General features: G+C 70.9%; 19 protein-coding genes and 2 pseudogenes. 12 read left to right on the top strand and 9 right to left on the bottom strand.

The genetic code is table 11. The annotated features are described in order from the left end of the window. Positions 1-197: pseudogene (locus AC5WS8_RS15220) on the bottom strand (DUF3631 domain-containing protein); the annotation flags it as partial. A gap of 137 nt (positions 198-334) precedes the next feature. Next, positions 335-577: a helix-turn-helix transcriptional regulator gene (locus AC5WS8_RS15225; RefSeq protein WP_094056861.1), complete on the bottom strand. Its 243-nt coding sequence runs from the start codon at positions 575-577 to the stop codon at positions 335-337. A 479-nt stretch (positions 578-1056) separates the two neighbouring features. Here AC5WS8_RS15225 and AC5WS8_RS15230 point away from each other — a divergent pair, with 479 nt between their 5' ends. Together AC5WS8_RS15230 and AC5WS8_RS15235 are read left to right on the top strand one after the other, a co-directional pair. Then, positions 1057-1353, top strand: a complete 297-nt coding sequence (locus AC5WS8_RS15230) for a helix-turn-helix domain-containing protein (RefSeq protein WP_351222860.1) — start codon at positions 1057-1059, stop codon at positions 1351-1353. A 1-nt stretch (position 1354) separates the two neighbouring features. Further along, entirely contained in the window at positions 1355-2692 is a 1338-nt protein-coding gene (locus AC5WS8_RS15235; RefSeq protein ID WP_351222893.1) for a tyrosine-type recombinase/integrase, read from the top strand. A gap of 76 nt (positions 2693-2768) precedes the next feature. On the opposite strand, the gene AC5WS8_RS15240 is transcribed toward AC5WS8_RS15235, so the two are convergent. After that, the gene (locus AC5WS8_RS15240; protein WP_496103926.1) at positions 2769-3476 is read right to left on the bottom strand and encodes a hypothetical protein; all 708 of its coding nucleotides are present in this window, start codon (positions 3474-3476) and stop codon (positions 2769-2771) included. Between the two features lie 139 nt (positions 3477-3615). Here AC5WS8_RS15240 and hemL point away from each other — a divergent pair, with 139 nt between their 5' ends. The 8 genes from hemL (at position 3616) to AC5WS8_RS15280 (ending at position 12064) form a co-directional block, all read left to right on the top strand. Continuing rightward, positions 3616-4935 (top strand): glutamate-1-semialdehyde 2,1-aminomutase, encoded by a 1320-nt coding sequence (gene hemL, locus AC5WS8_RS15245; RefSeq protein WP_496103927.1) that lies wholly within the window; start codon positions 3616-3618, stop codon positions 4933-4935. Next, the gene (locus AC5WS8_RS15250) at positions 4932-5621 is read left to right on the top strand and encodes a histidine phosphatase family protein (protein ID WP_496103928.1); all 690 of its coding nucleotides are present in this window, start codon (positions 4932-4934) and stop codon (positions 5619-5621) included. Before hemL ends, AC5WS8_RS15250 begins: the two co-directional genes overlap by 4 nt. Positions 5622-5835: 214 nt before the next feature. Next, the gene (locus AC5WS8_RS15255; RefSeq protein WP_496103929.1) at positions 5836-7167 is read left to right on the top strand and encodes a polysaccharide deacetylase family protein; all 1332 of its coding nucleotides are present in this window, start codon (positions 5836-5838) and stop codon (positions 7165-7167) included. A 66-nt stretch (positions 7168-7233) separates the two neighbouring features. Then, a complete protein-coding gene (locus AC5WS8_RS15260; protein ID WP_496103930.1) occupies positions 7234-7863 on the top strand; it encodes a TlpA family protein disulfide reductase in 630 nt (209 codons plus the stop codon). Between the two features lies 1 nt (position 7864). Beyond that, positions 7865-8635, top strand: a complete 771-nt coding sequence (locus AC5WS8_RS15265; protein ID WP_496103931.1) for a cytochrome c biogenesis CcdA family protein — start codon at positions 7865-7867, stop codon at positions 8633-8635. 3 nt (positions 8636-8638) lie between these two features. Further along, positions 8639-10513 (top strand): cytochrome c biogenesis protein ResB, encoded by a 1875-nt coding sequence (resB, locus tag AC5WS8_RS15270; protein WP_496103932.1) that lies wholly within the window; start codon positions 8639-8641, stop codon positions 10511-10513. After that, complete coding sequence (ccsB, locus tag AC5WS8_RS15275; protein ID WP_496103933.1) at positions 10510-11592, top strand: c-type cytochrome biogenesis protein CcsB; 1083 nt, start codon at positions 10510-10512, stop codon at positions 11590-11592. Before resB ends, ccsB begins: the two co-directional genes overlap by 4 nt. Before the next feature lie 73 nt (positions 11593-11665). Beyond that, positions 11666-12064: an SRPBCC domain-containing protein gene (locus tag AC5WS8_RS15280; RefSeq protein ID WP_496103934.1), complete on the top strand. Its 399-nt coding sequence runs from the start codon at positions 11666-11668 to the stop codon at positions 12062-12064. Between the two features lie 19 nt (positions 12065-12083). Here the strand turns inward: AC5WS8_RS15280 and AC5WS8_RS15285 are convergent, their stop codons facing one another. From AC5WS8_RS15285 to AC5WS8_RS15300, 4 genes and pseudogenes are all read right to left on the bottom strand, one after another. Further along, complete coding sequence (locus tag AC5WS8_RS15285; RefSeq protein WP_496104224.1) at positions 12084-13628, bottom strand: hypothetical protein; 1545 nt, start codon at positions 13626-13628, stop codon at positions 12084-12086. Between the two features lie 103 nt (positions 13629-13731). Next, the gene (locus tag AC5WS8_RS15290) at positions 13732-15846 is read right to left on the bottom strand and encodes a hypothetical protein (RefSeq protein WP_496103935.1); all 2115 of its coding nucleotides are present in this window, start codon (positions 15844-15846) and stop codon (positions 13732-13734) included. 179 nt (positions 15847-16025) lie between these two features. Beyond that, a pseudogene (locus tag AC5WS8_RS15295) lies at positions 16026-16371 on the bottom strand (2OG-Fe(II) oxygenase family protein); the annotation flags it as partial. Between the two features lie 2 nt (positions 16372-16373). Next, positions 16374-17351 carry a quinone oxidoreductase family protein gene (locus AC5WS8_RS15300; RefSeq protein WP_496103936.1) on the bottom strand — a complete coding sequence of 326 codons (978 nt, stop codon included), beginning with the start codon at positions 17349-17351 and terminating at the stop codon, positions 16374-16376. Positions 17352-17443: 92 nt separating this feature from the next. Between AC5WS8_RS15300 and AC5WS8_RS15305 the strand changes: the two genes are divergently transcribed. After that, positions 17444-17797, top strand: coding sequence for an ArsR/SmtB family transcription factor (locus tag AC5WS8_RS15305; RefSeq protein ID WP_496104225.1), 354 nt, complete (start codon positions 17444-17446; stop codon positions 17795-17797). Positions 17798-17999: 202 nt separating this feature from the next. Further along, complete coding sequence (locus AC5WS8_RS15310) at positions 18000-18956, top strand: DMT family transporter (protein WP_496103937.1); 957 nt, start codon at positions 18000-18002, stop codon at positions 18954-18956. Here the strand turns inward: AC5WS8_RS15310 and AC5WS8_RS15315 are convergent. After that, positions 18844-19734 (bottom strand): LysR family transcriptional regulator, encoded by an 891-nt coding sequence (locus tag AC5WS8_RS15315; RefSeq protein WP_496103938.1) that lies wholly within the window; start codon positions 19732-19734, stop codon positions 18844-18846. The two genes, AC5WS8_RS15310 and AC5WS8_RS15315, sit on opposite strands and share 113 nt — an antisense overlap. Then, positions 19734-20132 carry a PLD nuclease N-terminal domain-containing protein gene (locus AC5WS8_RS15320; RefSeq protein WP_496103939.1) on the bottom strand — a complete coding sequence of 133 codons (399 nt, stop codon included), beginning with the start codon at positions 20130-20132 and terminating at the stop codon, positions 19734-19736. The genes AC5WS8_RS15315 and AC5WS8_RS15320 overlap by 1 nt, the downstream gene beginning before the upstream one ends. Positions 20133-20293 lie beyond the last annotated feature (161 nt).

Consider the following 20293-nt stretch of genomic DNA (forward strand, 5'->3'; position numbering starts at 1 on the left):
CTGCTGGGCAGGATCACGTACCGCGCGATGGCTTCCTGCAGCTCGTCCAGTAGCTGTGCGCCTTCTCCGGGCTGCCCTGGCTCGTCGTCCTCCGAGGTCGAGGCTTTCGCGGTGGCGTCCTGGCCCAGGGCGGCGACGGGCGGCCAGGTGGGTATCGAGGATGCGGCGGAGGAGTCGGGGGACGTAGATTCGTCCATAGGCGTTCCTTCCCGGTGGGCCGGACGGGCAAGGCCCGGCCCACCGATTCGATCGTTCAAGGGCGATGGGGGCGGGGACTCTGTGGCTCTCGGCGGTGGCTCGCGGAGAGCCGCTTCGCTGTCCCGGCAGGGCGGCTTCAGGCCGTGAGGTCGTACGCGGACTGGGCGTTCACCCAGGCGTCCACCTCGGACCAGCGGTAGCGGAGGTGGCGGCCGACCTTGTGCACGTTGGGGCCGAGGCCCCGGTACTTCCACTGGTAGAGCGTTTTCACCGGCACCCCGAGATAGGCAGCGACTTCCGCCGGGGTGGCCAACGGGCCGCGCCGGGCAGCGTCGGCGGAGGAAGGGGCGTTCGCGCTGCGGAGAGAGGTATTCGGCACAGGGCTCCTTTTCGGTCTTGGACAGCGTGCCTGGACAACACAGCCACACCGCCAGCGAAGAAGTCCAGCGTTGGTTCTAAAACTCTCCACTAATTCCCTCGGCGTGGCTGGGAGGGGTAATAACCGTAGAGGTGGATCGGCCGTTGACCAAAAAGTTGGCGACTACCTCCTCATCCCTGATCGCCCGGGGGGCACCGACCGGGCCCGTCTCGTCGGTTGGTGCAGGCCGGAGCCTGTCTGGGCAGGTGATCAGGTGAGCTGAAGCAAGCGGTGAGCACATCATCGGTTACCGGCTCAAAACGCCCAAAGTTCACGCGTGACGGCAAGTTAGCACGGCGACTCCCGGAATTACTCGTCCGTGCCTCGTGAATGGGCGAGATAAACGCCACGCCGCCCCACGGTCACCCTGCAACGACTTCTGTAGAGTTTTAGAGCCAACTCTTGCCATAAAGGTCGGCTGCAAGTTACAGCTACCTGTCATGGCAACTCGACCCGTTGAAATAGGCCCCGCCGGCCTCCACGCCGCCCGCGCCATAGAGCGAATACGCATCGCGCGCGGCCTGACCCAGCACCAGCTGGCTGCCCGATGCACCGCGCTGGGCCGCCCGATGTCCAACACAGCCCTCAGCCGCACCGAGCGCGCCCACCGCCGCTGTGACGTCGACGACCTCGTCGCGATCGCCGCCGCCCTCGGCGTCTCGCCCGCAGTCCTGCTGCCTCTGGAGACCTCTGCGATCCAGACCTGGGAGCGCATCCAGGGGGTCCTTCTTGGCTGACGTGTACGACCGCTGGCACAAGTCCCATCCCAAGCCCACCGAGGCCGAGTGCGGTGAACACAAGAGCCGTACGCGGCAGATGGTCCCCACCGCCGATCACGGCGTCGGCAAGCGGTGGCAGGTCCGCTACCGCGATCTGGACGGCCGCCAGCGCAAGGAGAACTTCGACACCAAGGCCGAGGCGGACAACCGGGCCGCCGAGGTCGACGTCGAGATCCGGCGCGGCTCCTACGTCGTACCAGCCGAGACGAAGCAGACGCTCGGCGCCTACGCGCAGAAGTGGCTGGACGCGAACTCCGTCGGTCCGACGACAGCCCTCCGCTACGAGGCGACGGTCCGCAACCACATCGTCGAGCACCTCGGGCGACGCGAGCTGCGTTCCCTCAACCAGCCCTCGGTCATCCAGGGCTGGATCCGCAGGCTCCAGGACGCCCGCCTGGAGGTGTCGACGATCGAGGGCATTTTCGACATCCTCTCCAGCATCCTCGGCGCGGCCGTGGAGGATGGGCTGCTGCCGAAGAACCCCTGCAAGGCGAAGTCGGTCAAGCTGCCGACCGCGACCAAGAAGAAGATCATCCCTTGGCCGCTGGAGCGCGTCCGGGCAGTCCTCGCCGGCCTGCCCAAGCGCTTCCAGGCCGGCGGCAAGCTCGCCTTCGGCTGCGGCCTGCGTCAGGGCGAGGTCTTCGGCTTTGCCGTCGAGGACATCGACTTCAAGACCGGCTGGATCCACGTCAACCGCCAGGTACGGCTCGTCGGCACGAAGCCCGTCTTCGCCCTGCCCAAGGGGAACAAGATCCGATCTGTGCCTCTACCGGCCCAGCTTGCTGCCGCCCTCAAGGCCCACACGAAGGAGTTCCCGCCGGTCGAGGTCACCCTGCCGTGGGCCAAGCCGGACGGCGAGCCGAAGACCTTCCGTCTCCTCTTCGTCGACCAGAAGGGGCGGGCCTACAACCGCAGCGTCTTCAACATGGGCGACTGGAAGCGCGCTCTGGCTGCCGCCGGCGTGATCCCTCCCCGCGAGCGCGGCGCGAGGTACCTCCAGGCGGCCCCCGAAGACGGGATGCACGCCCTCCGGCACGCCTACGCCTCCGTGCTCCTGGACGCGGGTGAGAGCATAAAGGCGCTCTCCGAGTACCTCGGCCACTCGGACCCGGGCTTCACGCTCCGGACGTACACGCACTTGCTGCCGTCCAGCGAGACCCGCACCCGCAAGGCGATCGACGACGCCTTCACGGAAACGGAAGCCGAGGCGGAAAACGACGGCGACCCACCCGCAGCCCAGGGCACATCAGCACCCCCAGCAAAACCAATGTGCCCTCAATGTGCCCTGGCCGCCTGACGGCCCTCCCCGGCACCAAAAAGGGCGAGGCCCGAAGACCCCGCCCAACCCGCAAGAAACCCCAGCTCAGAGCCGGTCAGGGCCACACCAGGCAATACGGCTGATGCCCCGCCTCATGCAACCGGTGGCTGAAGTCCTGCCACTCGTGCAGCAACTGGTACACGTTGAACGCGTCCCGCGGGCCGCCCCGGTCCGGGACCGTCGACCAGATGAAGGCCGCCGCGCCGACCTGTTCCTCGCCGATGCCGCGCAGCGGGTCCACGACCGTCATGGGGAGTTTGACGACCGCGTAGTCGGGGTGCAGGACCACCAGTTCCAGCGGTGGGACCTTGTGCAGCGGGACGCCCTCGATGCCCGTGAGGACCATCGCCGCCATCGTCTCCGGCTTGATCTTGGTGAACATGCCGCCCATGCCGAGCTCGTCGCCGCCGAGCTCCTCGGGACGCATCGAGATCGGGACGCGGGCCGCCGTGGCGCCGTCCGGCGCGCCGAAGTACTTGTACGTCACCCCCACCCGACCACCATTCCCGCTTCCTGCCCCGAGTGGATCGCGCCTACGGTTCACATGGTCCATGCCATCCATACGCGTCAGGCGGTCGATCCGCTCAGGTCCGCCGACTCCACCAAGTCCACCAGGTCCACCGGGTCCGGCAGGACCGCCCTGCGAACCCTGAGTGTGACGTGTCTCGCTCGTTTCCTCCGCGTCGCGCCGGTGCCTTCCCCGCCGGGCACGCCGAGGACCCAGGTCGTCGGTCCCCTCGCCCAGTCCGCCACCGCGATGCATATCTCCACCCGACTGCTTTTCTAGGACGCGTGGCCCCCGCCGCGCAACCCGATCATCGTGTCAGTGACCTCCCCCGCGGCTGCCCGCCGAAACGTGCGTGCAACCACCTGTCCGCAGGATCTTCGCGGCCTCTGACACCATGGCTAGTGTGAGCTATCCGTACGAAGCCCCAGTTTCGCAGACTCTTTTCGAGCGCGCGGCGGCCGTCACGCCCGGCGGCGTGAACTCTCCGGTGCGCGCCTTCCGCGCCGTGGGCGGTACGCCCCGGTTCATGGTGTCCGGTACCGGTCCCTATCTGACCGATGCCGACGGGCGCGAATATGTCGACCTTGTTTGTTCGTGGGGGCCCATGATCCTCGGGCACTCCCACCCGGACGTGGTCGCCGCCGTGCAGGAGGCCGTCGCCCGCGGTACCTCCTTCGGTACGCCCGGTGAGGGTGAGGTCGCTCTGGCCGAGGAGATCGTCGCCCGGGTCGCGCCCGTCGAGCAGGTCCGGCTCGTCTCCAGCGGCACCGAGGCCACCATGTCCGCCATCCGGCTCGCACGCGGGTTCACCCAGCGGTCCAAGGTGATCAAGTTCGCCGGTTGCTACCACGGTCACGTCGATGCGCTGCTGGCCGCGGCGGGCAGTGGTGTGGCCACCTTCGCGCTGCCCGACACTCCCGGCGTCACCGGCGCGCAGGCCGGCGACACCATCGTCCTGCCCTACAACGACCTCGAGGCCGTCCGCGCCGCCTTCGCCGCGCACCCCGGCGAGATCGCCTGTGTGATCACCGAGGCCTCGCCGGGGAACATGGGGGTCGTCCCGCCGCTGCCCGGGTTCAACCAGGGGCTCAGGGACCTGTGCCGGGAGAACGGCGCCCTCTACATCTCCGACGAGGTCATGACCGGTTTCCGCACCAGCAGGGCGGGCTGGTACGGCATCGACGGGGTCGAGCCCGACCTGATGACCTTCGGCAAGGTCATGGGCGGCGGTTTCCCCGCCGCCGCGTTCGGCGGCCGCAAGGACGTCATGGCGCACCTCGCCCCCGCCGGGCCCGTCTACCAGGCCGGCACCCTCTCCGGGAACCCGGTCGCCACCGCCGCCGGCCTCGCCCAGCTGCGGCTGCTCGACGACGCCGCCTACGAGAAGGTGAACGCGGTCGCCGACGAGATCCGAACGCTCGTCACGGAGGCCCTCGGCAAGGAGGGGGTGGTCCACCAGGTGCAGAGCGCCTCCAACATGTTCTCCGTGTTCTTCACCGACCGGCCGGTGCGCACCTACGAGGACGCCAAGGCGCAGGAGTCCTTCCGGTTCACCGCCTTCTTCCACTCCCTCCTCTCCCAGGGCGTCTATCTGCCGCCCTCCTCGTTCGAGTCCTGGTTCGTCTCCACCGCGCACGACGAGCGGGCCGTCCAGCGGATCGCCGACGCCCTTCCGGCGGCGGCCCGGGCAGCAGCGGAGGCGACCGCGGCATGAGTGACATCACCGTCGTCCACCTGATGAGGCACGGCGAGGTCGCCAACCCGGACGGGGTCCTGTACGGGAGACTTCCCGGCTACCACCTCTCCGAGCTCGGCCGGCAGATGGCCGAGCGGGTCGCCGAGCACCTGGCCCCCCGCGACATCACGTACGTCGTCTCCTCCCCGCTGGAGCGGGCGCAGGAGACGGCCACCCCGATCGCCAAGGCGCACGGGCTCGACCTCGCGACCGACGAGCGGCTCATCGAGGCCGACAACGTGTTCCAGGGCAAGACCTTCGGGGTCGGCGACGGGGCGCTCAGGCGGCCCGCGAACTGGAAGCACCTGGTCAACCCGTTCAAGCCGTCCTGGGGTGAGCCGTACCTGGAGCAGGTCGTGCGGATGATGGCGGCGTTGGACGCCGCCAAGGACGCCGCGCGCGGGCACGAGGCCGTGTGCGTGAGCCACCAGTTGCCGATCTGGATCGTGCGCAGCTTCGTGGAGCGGCGGCGGCTGTGGCACGACCCGCGCAGGCGGCAGTGCACGCTCGCCTCCCTCACCACGTTCACGTACCAGGGCGACAAGATCGTGTCGGTGGGCTACACCGAGCCGGCCCGCGACCTGGTGCCGCCGCATCTGCGCGCGGGTGCCAAGCCGGCGAAGGGGAAGCGAGCACCGGGCGGCAGCAAGGCGTTCGGGGCCTGAGAGAGAGGGGGGCCGGCGGCGGAAGGGTGCCAACTTCCCATGTCCCACGGCTTACGGGTGGGCGAACGCTTGGTCACCAGACGTGTTCGGCCTCGCCATCAGGCCCTGTCTTCGTAAAATCCGTCAGAGGTATGCGGTTTCCACGGAACCTGGCCCCTCCATAGCGCCCTCTCACTGTGCGACCACTGAGAGGGCGCTATGAGATGGGGACGGAATGCGGGAGATCAGCCGACGGGGACTGATAGGACTCGGCGCGGGGGCGGCGGCGGCGATGGGACTCGCCGCGTGCGGTACCCAGCACGACGGTGCCAGTCCCGCTGACGGTTCCGGCAAGGGGCGATCCGACGGTTCCGGCGGTCCCGGCAACAGCCCCTCGGCCGACGCGCGTCCGCTGGGTGACGGCTCCACCGCCGACACCGGCAAGCAGCCGAACCAGCCGGACAAGCCGGTGCCGCTGGAGCCGGGCCAGACTCCTCCGCAGTTCGTGGTCTTCTCCTGGGACGGCGCCGGCGAGGTCGGCAACGGCCTCTTCCCGCGCTTCCTGGACCTCGCCAAGGAGCACGGCGCGCACATGACCTTCTTCCTGTCCGGGCTCTACCTGCTGCCGGAGTCGAAGAAGCGCAAGTACCTGCCGCCCAACAACGCGCCGGGCGCCTCCGACATCGGCTACCTCAACGACGACCACATCAAGGCCACGCTGACCAACGTCCGCCGGGCCTGGCTCGAGGGCCACGAGATAGGCACCCACTTCAACGGGCACTTCTGCGGGGAGACCCACGGCTCGGTCAAGTGGTGGACGCCCAAGCAGTGGCGCAGTGAGATCGACCAGGCCAAGGCGTTCGTCAAGGAGTGGAAGACCAACACCGGCTGGCACGACCTGCCGCCGCTGCCCTTCGACTACGACAAGGAACTGGTCGGGGGCCGTACTCCCTGCCTGCTCGGCCAGGACAACCTGCTGCCCACCGCCCGCGAGCTGGGCTGGCGCTACGACGCCTCCTCGCCCGGCGGCAACCAGGTGTGGCCGGTGAAGCGACACGGGCTCTGGGACTACCCGCTCCAGGCGATGCCGTTCCCGGGCCACAGCTTCCAGGTGCTGTCCATGGACTACAACATCCTGGCCAACCAGTCGAAGAACTCGACCAAGGCGCCCGCGTACAACTACCCGGGCTGGCGCCAGCAGGCGGCGCAGGCCTACATAGCCGGATTCAAGCGGGCATACGAGACAAATCGGGCCCCCTTCTTCATAGGCAACCACTTCGAGCACTGGAACGGCGGTATCTACATGGACGCCGTCGAAGAGGCGTTCAAGCACATCGCGCGCGCGAAGGAGAGCGGCGCCGACGTCCGCATCGTCTCCTTCCGCCAGTTCACGGACTGGATCGACGTGCAGCGGCCCGAGATCCTGGCCAAGCTGCGCACGCTCGGGGTCGGGCAGGCGCCGGCCGGTGGCTGGAAGACGTTCCTCTCCGCAACCTCCGGTACCGGCAAGAAGACCTCGGGCACCACCGCGGGCACCACTTCGGGCAGCTCGTCGAACCCCGCGTGAAATGCGGGTTTCCGCCCATGAGGGGGGTGGGCAAGATCCTCGGAACGGACATGCGAAACTTTTCACATGAGTGCCGCCTGCCGCGCCCCCCAGCGCCTGAACCGCACCCGTAGCCGCCGACGCGCCGTCCTGGTCACCGCCGGGGCCGCCGTCGCGGCGCTCGCCCTGTCCGCCTGCGGATCCGGCGGCACCTCCGGGGGGTCGGGCAACACCAACTTCATCACCGGCAGGGACGGCATCGCGACCGTCAAGAAGGGCGAGCGGGCCGACGCCCCCGACCTGTCCGGCACCACCGTCGACGGCAGGAAGCTCGACGTCGCCGACTACAAGGGCAAGGTCGTCGTCATCAACGTCTGGGGCTCCTGGTGCCCGCCCTGCCGCGCGGAGGCGCCCAACTTCGTCAAGGTCGCCAAGGAGACCTCGAGCAAGGGCGTCCAGTTCGTCGGCATCAACACCCGCGACACCAGCACCGGACCGGCCCGCGCCTTCGAGCAGCAGTACGGGGTCACCTACCCGAGCCTGTACGACCCGACCGGCAAGCTGATGCTCCGCTTCAAGCGGGGCACGCTCAACCCGCAGGCGATCCCGTCCACGCTGGTCATCGACCGGGAAGGGAAGATCGCCGCGCGGACGCTGCAGGCCCTCACCGAGGACAAGCTGCGCGAGATGATCGCCCCGGTCGTCGCGGAGAAGTGACGTGACGGCCGTCTCCACACTCGCCGCCGCGGGCTACAACGGCACGGTGCTCAACGGAGCCCTGCTGGTCGCCCTTCCCGTCGCCCTGCTCGGCGGGCTCGTCTCCTTCTTCTCCCCGTGCGTCCTGCCGCTCGTCCCCGGCTACCTGTCGTACGTGACCGGGGTCACCGGCACCGACCTGGCCGAGGCCCGGCGCGGGCGGATGGTCGCGGGCGCCTCCCTGTTCGTGCTCGGCTTCACCGCCGTGTTCGTCTCCAGCGGGGCCCTGTTCGGGTTCTTCGGCTCCACGCTGCAGGAACACAAGGACGTCCTGTCCAAGGTGCTGGGCGCCTTCATGATCCTCATGGGTCTCTTCTTCATGGGCGCCATGCCCTGGTTCACCCAGCGGGAGTTCCGCTTCCACAAGCGTCCCGTGGCGGGCCTGGTCAGCGCACCCGTGCTGGGCGCGCTGTTCGGCATCGGCTGGACGCCGTGCATCGGCCCGACCCTGTCCTCCGTGCTGATGCTCTCCTCCGACCAGGGCAGCGCGGGCCGCGGCGCCCTCCTCACCGTCGCCTACTGCCTGGGCCTCGGCGTGCCGTTCGTGCTCGCCGCCGTCGCCTTCCGCAAGGCGCTCGGCGCCTTCGGCTGGGTCAAGCGGCACTACCAGTGGGTGATGCGCATCGGCGGCGGCATGATGATCGCGACCGGGTTGCTGCTGGTCACCGGCGCCTGGGACGGCATCGTGCAGCAGATGCAGAGCTGGTCCGACGGCTTCACGGTGGGGGTCTGATCCATGAGCGACACACGGAGCGCCGACGTGCACAGTGACGAGCCCCCCGAGATCCTCGCGGACGGCAGGGAGCCCGACCTCGGCGAGGCCGGCTCCCAACTGTCCACCGCCCCTGTCGAGACGGCCGTGCCCGGGTCCTTCGGCGGCCCCCGCGTCCCCGGCGCCAAGGGCTGGATCACCTGGACGGCGCGGGAGACCGCCGGCTGGGCCCGCTGGTTCTGGCGGCAGCTGACCTCCATGCGGGTCGCGCTGATCCTGCTGTTCCTGCTGTCGCTCGCGGCGGTCCCCGGGTCCCTGATCCCGCAGACCGGCCAGAACGCGCTGAAGGTCCGGGACTTCACGGACGCGCACAGGACGCTCGGCCAGATCTACGACAAGCTCGGGCTGTTCCACGTCTACAGCTCGGTGTGGTTCTCCGCGATCTACATCCTGCTGTTCATCTCGCTCATCGGCTGCATCGTGCCGCGCACCTGGCAGTTCGTGGGACAGCTCAGGAGCCGCCCGCCGGCCGCCCCCAAGCGGCTGACCCGGCTGCCCGCGTACGCGACCTGGCGCACCGACGCCGACCCCGAGCAGGTCCGCGAGACAGCGCTGGCGGTGCTCGGGCGGCGCCGTTTCCGCGTGCACGTCGCCCAGGACGCCGTCGCCGCCGAGAAGGGCTATCTGCGCGAGGCCGGCAACCTGCTCTTCCACGTCGCGCTCGTCGTGATGCTGGTCGCCTTCGCCTGGGGCCAGCTGTACAAGACGGAGGGCAACAAGCTGATCGTCGAGGGCGGCGGCTTCTCCAACACCCTCACCCAGTACGACGACTTCAAGTCCGGCAACCTCTTCACCGACGACGACCTGGTGCCGTTCAGCTTCAGCCTGGACAAGTTCACCGCCACCTACGAACGCAGCGGCCCCAACAAGGGCACCCCGCGCACCTACCAGGCGAACATCACCTACAGCGTGGGCGCCTACGGCAAGGGCAAGAAGACCATCATCAAGGTCAACGAGCCGTTGGAGATCGGCGACGCCAAGGTCTACCTGGTCAGCCACGGCTACGCACCCGTCGTCACGGTCCGCGACGGCAAGGGGAACGTCGTCTTCCATGACGCGGTGCCGCTGCTGCCGATCGACCCCAACGTGACCTCGCAGGGCGCCGTCAAGGTCCTCGACGGCTTCAGGAACGCCCAGGGCCGGGTCGAGCAGCTCGGCTTCCCGGTGTTCTTCGTGCCGACCTTCGCGGGCGCCGGTCAGGGCACGATGTTCTCCCAGTTCCCGGCGCTCGACTACCCGGTGCTCGCGGTGTCCGCGTACCACGGTGACCTGGGCGTCAACGCGGGCATCCCGCAGAACGTGTACCAGATGGACACCAAGGCCAGGGGAGTGAAGCCGTACAAGGACGCCAAGGGCGACATCCTCAAGGCCCGGCTGCTGCCCGGCGAGACCATGAAGCTGCCCGGCGGCAACGGCTCGATCACCTTCGACAAGCAGATCAAGGAGTGGGCCGGCTTCCAGGTGGTGCAGCAGCCCGGCACCGGCTGGGCGCTCGGCGGTGCGATCGCCGCGATCTTCGGCTTGGCCGCCTCCCTGTTCATCCAGCGCCGCCGCGTGTGGGTGCGTGCGACGACCGGCGCCGACGGCGTCACCGTCGTGGAGATGGCGGGTCTCGGCCGCAGCGAGTCCGCGAAGGTGGCCGAGGAACTCGGCGACCTGGCCGCGTTCGTCCACGAGCACGCCCCCACGAAGACCGACGAGGCCGGGCCGTCCGACGGGACCGGCCCGTCCGACGAGTCCGGCGAGACCGCCGGCGACAAGACCCCCGACGCCGACCCCGAACAGGAGCCGGACGCCGCAACCCCCGTACCTGCCGCTGAAGGGGACCGGAAGAAGTGACCCTCGCCACCGCCACCAACGAACACCTCGCGAACATCAGCAACACGCTCGTCTACTCCGCGATGGCCGTCTACACGCTGGCCTTCTTCGCGTACATCGCCGAATGGCTCTTCGGCAGTCGCAGCAAGGTCGCCCGCACGGCCGCCGCGCTCACCGCCGGTGACCGGCAGAAGGCCGCCGCGCCCGCGGTCACGGTCAACAAGGCCGGGGGCACCGCGGTGCTGGAGCGACCCAAGGTCGTCACCCGCGCCGTGGCCGGCGCCCGTGACGTGCCGGACGGGCCCGGCGCCCACGGCGGCGACGCGCAGGGCGACCTCTACGGCCGGATCGCCGTCTCCCTGACCGTGCTCGCCTTCCTCGTCGAACTCGGCGGCGTGTTCGCCCGGGCGGCCTCCGTGGAGCGGGCCCCGTGGGGCAACATGTACGAGTTCAACATCACGTTCTCCACGGTCGCCGTCGGCGTCTACCTCGCGCTGCTCGCGCTGAAGAAGAACGTGCGCTGGCTCGGGCTCTTCCTGACCACCACGGTCCTGCTCGACCTCGGCCTCGCGGTCACCGTCCTGTACACGGCGAGCGACCAACTGGTCCCGGCCCTGCACTCGTACTGGCTGTACATCCACGTCTCCACCGCGATCGTCTGCGGCGCGGTCTTCTACGTCGGCGCGGTCGGTACGCTCCTGTACCTCTTCAAGGACTCCTACGAGAACAAGCTGGCGAACGGCGGCACTCCCGGTACCTTCGCGACCTCCGTCCTGGAGCGGCTGCCGTCCTCGGCCTCCCTGGACAAGTTCGCCTACCGCGTGAACGCGGCCGTCTTCCCGCTGTGGACGTTCACGATCATCGCGGGTGCCATCTGGGCGGAGTCCGCCTGGGGTCGTTACTGGGGCTGGGACCCCAAGGAGACCTGGGCGTTCATCACCTGGGTCGCCTACGCCTGCTACCTGCACGCCCGCTCCACGGCCGGGTGGAAGGGCCGCAAGGCCGCGTACATCGCCCTCATCGCCTTCGGCTGCTGGCTGTTCAACTACTACGGCGTGAACATCTTCGTGGGCGGCAAGCACTCGTACGCGGGCGTGTGAGTCCGCCGCCCTCCCCGCACGGCGAAGGCCGGGCACGGATGCGGAACGTCCCACCGGGAGTGACGCTGGTGTCATGACCGATCCCATCGAAGGGGGCACCGCCGAGCGGCGGGGGGACGCGTTCGTACGGCACTACCTGCTGCGCCTGCCCCACCCCGTGGAGGAGGTCTGGCCGGTGCTGGCCTCCGCCGCGGGCCTGGCGGAGTGGCTGGCGCCCGCCGAGCCGTTCGAACCACGACTCGGCGGGGCGGTCGGTCTACGGCTCCCGGACGGTCCGGCCGAGGGCCGGATCACGGCCTGGGACGTGGAACGGGTCGCCGAGTACACGGTCGAGGGCCGGGGCCGCATCCGCTTCCACCTCGAACCGGGCCGCCCGGCGGGGACGACGGTGCGGTTCACGCACGAGAGCGGGGAGGACAGGGACCCGGGCTGGCGCCAACGGTTCGAACGGCTGCTGGGGTCCTTGGCCTAGACCCCTCCGCCGGCAGGGCTCAGGCAGGCGGCAGGCACTCCTTGGCCGGCGGGTGGCCCTCGGGCCAGGCGATCCGCACGAACCGCGCGCCTCCGGACGGGGTCAGTTCCACGATCGGCACGGCCTTGTCGTACGGGTTGCCGTGCACGTCGAGGCAGATCCATCCGCTCGCCCCGTCCACCCGGTGCGAGCCCTTCATGAACGCCCACTCGTTCACCACGTCCGTCAGCGACGGCATCGCGGCCCCGGTCGGTGTGGCCTCCCGCAGGCCCTGCACCGCGAGCCGCATGGCGTCGTACGCGATGATCAGCTGGCCGTCGGCGAGATCCACCGGCCCGATCGGCCCCACCGGCTGCTTCGCGCCACGCGCGATCAGTCCGTCCAGCTCCTGTGCGTCCGCCGCGCTGCCACCCGTCCGCGCCGTCTCCTTCTTCCACGCGTCGGGATGCGCGAGCGCGGTGTAGCGCACGGACAGGTTCCGCGCGAGGGCCTTCCAGTCGAGCAGCGTGTCCCCGTTGAGGTACGAGCCCTCGTCGCCGGTGAGCACGGTGAGCCGGTGGTCCATGCAGCCGCGTGCGCCCAGCGCGTTGACGAACTGCCGCAGCTGGGTGTGGCGCCCGGCGAACAGGATCGTGTCCGTGGACTTCGGGGTGTCGCACACCAGTTGGGTGATCTGCCGGAACTGGTTTGCGGTCGTGCCTTCCTGCGTACGGTCCTCGGGCGGCGTGAACGGCTGCGCCTGGTACGGCGATCCCGCCACCAGCTTCTGGAACGCGCTCTGGAGGGTGCGTGTGTAGGGGTCGCCCGGCTTGTCGTACACCAGCAGCGCCCTGCTGCCGGAGACCCGGGCGAAGGAGGCCAGCGCGCGGGCCGAGTCGCTGTTGGTGGGGGCGACCCGGGCGAGCCCCGGGTAGGGGTCCTTGCCGTCGGCGCCGTTGGCGAGGTTGTCGGCGGTGATGGAGGAGCCGACGACCGGGATGCCGCGGCGGGTCAGCTCCTTGACGGCGGCCCGGTTGTTGTCGGTGCTCAGCCCTATCCCGGTCACCGCCCGCAGCCGATCGGTGTCCTTGGCCATCTGCGTCAGCCGGTCGATCACGCGCGGCCAGTGGGTCCCGTCCCGGCCGGTGTTGGCGAGCACCAGCCGGATCTGAGGGGTCTCCCCGGTGGTGCCGTGGTTGGCCCGGTACTGGGCGAGGTAGGCGCCCTGGATCTCGTGCAGCGTGTCGTCGACGCTGTCCGGGTCCCGCGCGGTGAAGGGCTCGAAGAGCGCGACGGTGACGTAACCGCCGGGCTTCAGACGGTCGTTCTCCCGGTACACCGCCTTCACGACATCGGCGAACCGCGGCTGCCCGAAGTCGTACGCCGTGGTCGACACGCCCACGCAGTCGTCGCCGCCGTCGAGGCGGGCCACGCCGGGGGCGCAGGAGGGCTGCCGGCCGACGTAGGTGACGACGGCCCACGCGGTGCCGGCCACCAGTAGGGCGGCGAGCAGCAGCACCGCATACCGGCGGAAGCGGATCTCCCAGACGTCCTCGCGCAGCCAGGTCCACCAGCGTGCCGCCATCATCGTCCCCCGCTCTCGTACGGCCGGAAGGGCCGACCCCGGCCACCCCGACCACCACCGCCACAGCGATCACCGTGGCCACGCACACCGCACGGGCCCGCCGTCACGCCGGACCTCCCCGGTCCCCGTCCCCGTCGTCGCCGGGGATGCGCAGGGGCCGTCCGGCCAGCGCGTCCTTCGGCCAGTCCCGCGAGGCCCGCCACAGCGGGGCGGTGCCCGAGGGCCGCAGGTTCGACAGCTGCTCCAGCTCGAAGCGCAGCCGCTCGGCCACCTTCACATCGGGCAGCACCAGCGGGTCGGTCAGCTGCCACACCGCGTGCAGCAACCGCCGCACCCGCAGGTGCAGGACGGGATCGACGCCCTGCGGCGGCCGCTCCTCGGCGTCCGTGCGGCCGAGCGCGACCGCGGCCCGGTGGTCGTGGCCGTGACCGCCGTCGAAGTCCCGCCCCTCGGGATCGTGCGCGTGGAAGTAGGGCGCGGACGCGATGAAGACCAGCGTGGACAGCCAGGTGCCGACATCCGTCCCGGTGAAGGTGTCGCGCAGATGGGCCACCGCGAAGTCGGCCTTGCCGAGGGCGAGCTCGTGGTGCAGCCGGTAGCGGGCGGTGTCCGCCCCGCCCTGCTCGCCGTAGTGGTCGACGAGCGCACGGTGGGCCGCCTGCCACTCGGCGTGGTCCGCGTCCAGGTGGTGCAGCCGCAACAGGAGCAGCGCGCGCAGGAACGGGTCCCCGACGAACTGTCCCGGTGCGGTCGGCCAGCCTTCCGCGGCGAGCCGCTCCTGAAGGCCGAGCACCCCCGCCGCGCCGAAGTCGTCGGGGAGGCGGTCCCGGGCGAGCGCCAGCGCGGACGGGCGGTCGTGGGCGGTGGCGAGCACGGTCAGCTCGTCGAGCCGGCCGCCCGGGACGAGCCGGTCCAGCAGTTCCTGGTAGGCGGGGCGGCCGTCGTGGTCGTCGTGGACGGTGACGTCCCCGGTGAGCAGGGCGCCGAGGGACGCGGCCCCGCGCGGCAGGTTCTGCCGGGCCGACTCGGCGAGCAGGGTGATGCCGAGCGGGCTGCCGCCGGTGAGCCGGTGCGTGGCGTGCGGAAGCTGGGGCGGTACGTCGACGCCCCGGCAGACGGCGCCCACGAGGTGCAGGGTGTCGTCGGGCTTGAGCGGCGGCAGCGACACGAGCAGCGCGCGCGAGGTCGGGGAGGCTCCGGGCTCCCAGCCGGTGGTGCGGGCGACCTCGGTCAGGGTGCGGCGGGCGGCGTTGCGCAGCGCCGGGTGGGTGTGACCGCGCAGGGCCGCCAAGAAGACGACCTGGTCGCGGATGCCGTCCGCGCGGTCGCGCAGCACGCACTCCATCAGGCCGCGGCCGGCGGGTTCCTGCACGTTGTCGAGGAGGACCACCGGGCGGCCGACGCGGCGGGAGCGCTGCACCACACCGGCGTACGCGTCGTCGAGGTCGGCCAGCAGGGCCCGGACCAGGTGCCGCTCGGCGTGGGTGCGGGAGTCGCCGCCGGCCCGGAAGTGCCCGGACAGCAGGATGAGCCCCAGCTTGGGGTTGCCGCCCGCGTTCGGGTAGTCGCGGTACCAGGTGGCCGCCCTGCGCAGCCGGCGGTGGGTGGGGGAGACGCCCTCGCTGAAGGACTCCAGGGTCGCCTCGATGATCGGCTCGACGACGGGCCCGGTGTTCGACATGGACGCGATCAGCTTGGCGACCACCTTGCTCACCCAGCGGCCCGCGAAGCCGTCGAGGAAGGACCGGGAGTCGTTCAGCAGCAGGATCCGCTCGGCCTCCTGCCGGATGCGCGGCACGTCCCGGTCGCCCCAGCCGCCCGCCGCGACCGCGAGCAGCCCCGAGGCGAGTCTCGGGAACCCGATCCGCCGGGCGCCCGTGACGGGCTCGGCGAGCTGCTCGGCGACGGTGGTCAGCGCCTGGGCGACGGGTGACCAGGCCTCGCCGGGCCGCTCCGGCGGCGGCCCGGCGAACTGCGGCTCCTCACCGTCGATCAGCGCGACGGGCGTGTGCCCCTGGTAGGCGGCGCGCACCTCGGCGAGCAGGGCGCTCTTGCCGAGGCCGCGCCCGCCCGTGAACACCACGAACGGCAGGTCGCCGTCGTGCTCCCAGGGGCAGGAGCGGAGCTGGTGGGGGCGCAGACCGACGAGCCGCGAGGCGAGGCCGGGCGGCTCGGTGTCGAACAGAGGCCCCCGGCCGTGCAGCCGTCTGTCGTCCACCGCATCTCCCCCCGGCGCGGTCCGCTTCGATGTGCTGCTGTGAGCTGTACCCAGATGTGAGGTATACCCAGACCACCGTGGAAAAATGGGCAGTTGATCCGGACAGGTGCACAACTCGACCGTCGGACTGCGAAACCTGGACCTCCGGGTTGCGGACTTCTCCCGTTCCGGGCCGTTTCTCAACCCATCGTGATCGAGTCCGGCTTCAGCCGCAGACGCACGTGCGAGTCCACCGGCTCGTACACCACCCGCCCCACCGGCACCGGCACCGACTCCACGATCGTGCCCGGGGTGCACTCGCCGAAGTGGACGAGGGACATCAGCTCCTCGGCGGGGGCCTCCGTGGGGGCGGCAGGACCCGGTGGCGGCCCGAGGGCCGGCGGTCGCCGGTCCAGCGGGCCATCAGATCGCCGATGTTGACGGTGCACGCGTCCGGGTCGTACGGGCGTCCTGCCAGCCGCCGTCGTCCCGTCCACACCTGCAACCGCCCTTGCCCGCCTTCCGGTCCAGGATCGTGACGGTGCCACTCAGGAGGCCGCCACCCGCAGCAGCAGCTTGCCCGTGCTCGTGCGAGCCCCCATCAGCCGGTGCGCCTCGGCCGCCTCCTCCAGCGGGAACTCCGCCGTCACCGGCAGGGCCACCGTGCCGTCGAGAGCCTTCGCGAAGGCGCGTTCGGCCAGGGTGCGCAGCTCGCCCGGGGCCGTCTCGGCGAGCGTGAGGACGGAGAAGCCGGCCACCGACAGGGCGCGCGGGTAGAGCTCGGGCTGGCCGACCGCCCAGGCCGGCTCCCCGCTCGCGTTGCCGTACGAGACCAGGCGGCCGAAGCGGGCCAGCGACGCCAGGCTCGCGCGGAGTGACGCGCCGCCGACCGGGTCCAGGGCGAGGTCGACACCGCGGCCGTTGGTGGCGGCGCGCACGGGCTCCTCGAAGTCGCCCACGAAGACGTCGTCGTAGCCGTACCGCCGCGCGTACGCCGCCTTCGCCGCACCGGAGACCACGCCGTACACCCCGGCCGCGCCCGCGGCCCTCGCCAACTGGCCCACCGCCGTGCCCACTCCGCCCGCGGCCCCCTGAACGAGGATGGTCTCGCCGGGCTGCAGCCGGCCCACGGTGTGGACGAGCGCGTACGCCGTCGGCAGGACCGTGGGCAGGGTGGCGCCGGTGCGCGGGCCGACCCCCTCCGGGAGGGGGAACGTGGTCGCGGCGTCGGCGACGACCACGTCCGCGTACGCGCCACCCCGGGTCAGCGCGGCCACCTCCTGGCCGACGGCGAGACCGGTGACCCCGGCACCGAGGGCCCGTACGCGCCCGGAGACCTCGAGGCCGGGGCGGAAGGGCAGGGAGGGCACGCGGTAGCCATCGGAACGCGCCTTGAGATCGGCGAAGTTCACCCCCACGTACGCCACGTCGACGCTCACCTCGCCGGGGCCCGGTTCGGGGACGTCGGCATCCACCACCTTCAGGACCTCGGGACCGCCGTACTCCATGAACTCGACCGCGCGCATGGCCTCTCCTCAGCAGTGTTCAACGGAAATCGAACAATCGGGAGTGTATGGTTCTCATCGAACAGTCGGCAAGCGGAATCGGGGAGGACGGCATGACCCGGCGCGGCACCACCAGTCATCGCGTCGCACCCGAGCACGTCCACCCGGACGACGTCCCCGTCCAGACCGCGCTCGCCGCCCTCGCCGACCCCGTACGCCTCACCCTGGTCCGGGAGCTGGCGGGCTGCCCCGACTGGTCCCGCAGCTGCGGCAGCTTCGACGTGCCGGTGGGCAAGGCGGCCCTGAGCCACCACTTCACGGTCCTGCGGGCGGCGGGCCTGGTGGAACAGCGCGACCAGGGGCCGAGGCGCGTCAACCGCCTCAGGCGCGCGGAGTTCGACGCCCGCTTCCCGGGGCTGCTCGACCTGGTCCTGCGCCCGGACCCGCAGGTCTCCCCGCACATGTGACACCCCTCGCCGACCGGGCCGATGGGGCCGGCCGACCCACCGGGCCCACCGGGTCCACCGGGTCCACCGGGCCCACCGGGTCCACCGGGGCCGACCGACCCACCGGGCCGACCGGGCCCATCGAGAGCGTCGATGGGCCCATCGGCAGCACGCCCCACCAGCGCGTGGACCGGCCCGCCGGCCCGCCCGTAGCGTCCAGGACATGACTCCTGAGACCAAGGGCACGGCCCAGCTGACGACCGCCATGGTGCTCTCCGGCACCCTCGGTGTCTTCGTCGTCGAGTCGGGTGCCCCGCCCTTCGACGTCGTCTTCTTCCGCGTCCTCTTCGGCGCCCTCGCCCTCGGCGGCTACGTCACGGCCCGCGGCGGCCTGCGCGGCCACGGCTTCACCCGCCGCACCCTGGCCCTCGCCGTCCTCGGCGGAGTGTTCATCGTGTTCAACTGGGTGCTGCTCTTCCAGGCGTACCGGAACACGTCCATCTCCGTGGCCACGGTCGTCTACCACACGCAGCCGTTCTACGTGGTGCTGCTGGGCGCGCTGCTGTTCCGCGAGCGGCTCACGGCCGCCAAGGCCGGCTGGGTGGCCGTCGCCTTCGCGGGGCTGATCCTGGTCTCCGGCGTCACCCCGGGCGACTTCGCCAACGGCGGCTCCTACCTGGTCGGGGTCGGCCAGGCGCTCCTCGCCGCCCTCCTCTACGGGCTGTCGACGCTGGTCACCAAGCGGATCACCGGCGTACGGCCCCATCTCATCGCCCTCGTGCAGGTCCTCGTCGGCATCCCCCTGCTGCTGCCCTTCGCGGACTTCGGCGCCATGCGGGGGACGGGCTGGCACTGGGGCTGGCTGGCCGGGCTCGGGGTGATTCACACCGGGCTCATGTACGTCCTCATGTACGCCGCCTACGCCAAGCTCCCGACCTCGAAGATCGCCGTGCTCGCCTTCGTCTATCCGGCGGTCGCGATGGTCATGGACTGGGCGGTCTACGGCCACCACATCGGGTTCGTCCAGGCGCTGGGCGTCCCGCTGATCGTGACGGCGAGCCTGAAGGTCACCCTTGCCCGGACTGTTCCGACACCAGTCTCCGCGCCTGCTCCAGGAACAGCCGGGCGTGCGCCGGGAGCCGCTTCCCGGCCCGCCACGCCAACTGCGTGCGAAGCGTGAACGGAGGCTCCCACAGCAGTCGCAGGAGGGCACCCTCCGCGAGTTCGGCGGCGACCGTCACCTCGGGCAGCAGCGCGATCCCGAGGCCGGCCGCCGCGGCGCGCTTGGTGGCCTCGATCGTGCCGAACTCCATGAAGCCCACCGGCGCCACGGCGGTCAGCTCCCGCTCGAACAAGTCCCGGTAGGCACAGCCGGGTTCGGTGGCGAGCAGGGGCTCCCGCACCAGGTCGCAGAGGGCGACCTGCCGGCCGGCGAGCGGATGCCGGGCCGCCGCGACCAGCACCAGCGGCTCCACCGCCAGCACCTCGGACTCCAGCCCGGCGTGCTCGGTCTCCTCCTCCATCAGGAAGCCCAGGTCGTACGTTCCCTGCCGGAGCGCCTGCCGGGTCTCGTCGCCGATGGTGGTGCGCAACGCCAGGCGCACCTTGGGGTAACGGTGGTGGAAGAACTCCAGCAGTGGGGGCAGGCGGTACGACGTCAGCGACTCCATGGTGCCGACGGTCAGGGTGCCGGCCGGCTCCTCGGCGCCGGTCACCGCCGCCCGGGCCTCCTCGCTCAGCTCGATGATCTGCCGGGCGTAGGGCAGCAGCCGCTCGCCCGCCTCGGTCAGCCTGATCCGGCTGCCCAGCCGGTCGAACAACTCCGTGCCGAGCGAGGACTCCAGGGCGCGGACCTGGGCGGTCACACTGGACTGCGCGTACGCCAGCTCGGCGGCGGCCCGGGTGAAGCTCAGCACGGTGGCGACCTTCTCGAAGGTGACGAGCAGCCTCAGCTCCATCAGTCGGCCGTGGGCTCCTCGCCCAGCTCCCGGCGCCGCAGCTCCTCCTCGCGGCGGCGCAGGTCGGCCTCCCAGTCCTTCAGCAGGGCCTCGTCCCTCTTGTTCTCCTCCTTCAGGGACTTCAGGAACTCGGGGTTGTCGTCGGGCGCGACCCAGCCGGTGCGGTGGTTGCGGTGCCACTCGGAGGGCGTGGAACCGTGCGCCGGGGCGGGGCCGCGGTACTTGCCGGCCACCAGCCAGGCGATCGGGCCGACCAGCACCTCGCCGAAGAGCAGGATGACGATGACCCACACCACCTTGGGCAGCCCGCGCACCTGCTCCTCGGGAGTGTTCAGGCAGTCGATGAAGGCGTATATCCACAGCGCCAGGACCAGCAGGAAGGGCAGATACCTGAACATGGCGGTGCGATCCCCCAGGAGACGGCGACGGGGCGTGCGACGGGCCCCGGTGACGGGGCCAGGGTAGCGGGTGGCCGCTGCGCCGATCCGGGGGCCGACCCCCGGAACCGCGGCCGAACCCCCGGGGCGCCCGGAGTTCCGAACCGGCTCTCGGCGATACT

The sequence above is a fragment of the Streptomyces sp. PTL18 genome, from assembly GCF_059510295.1.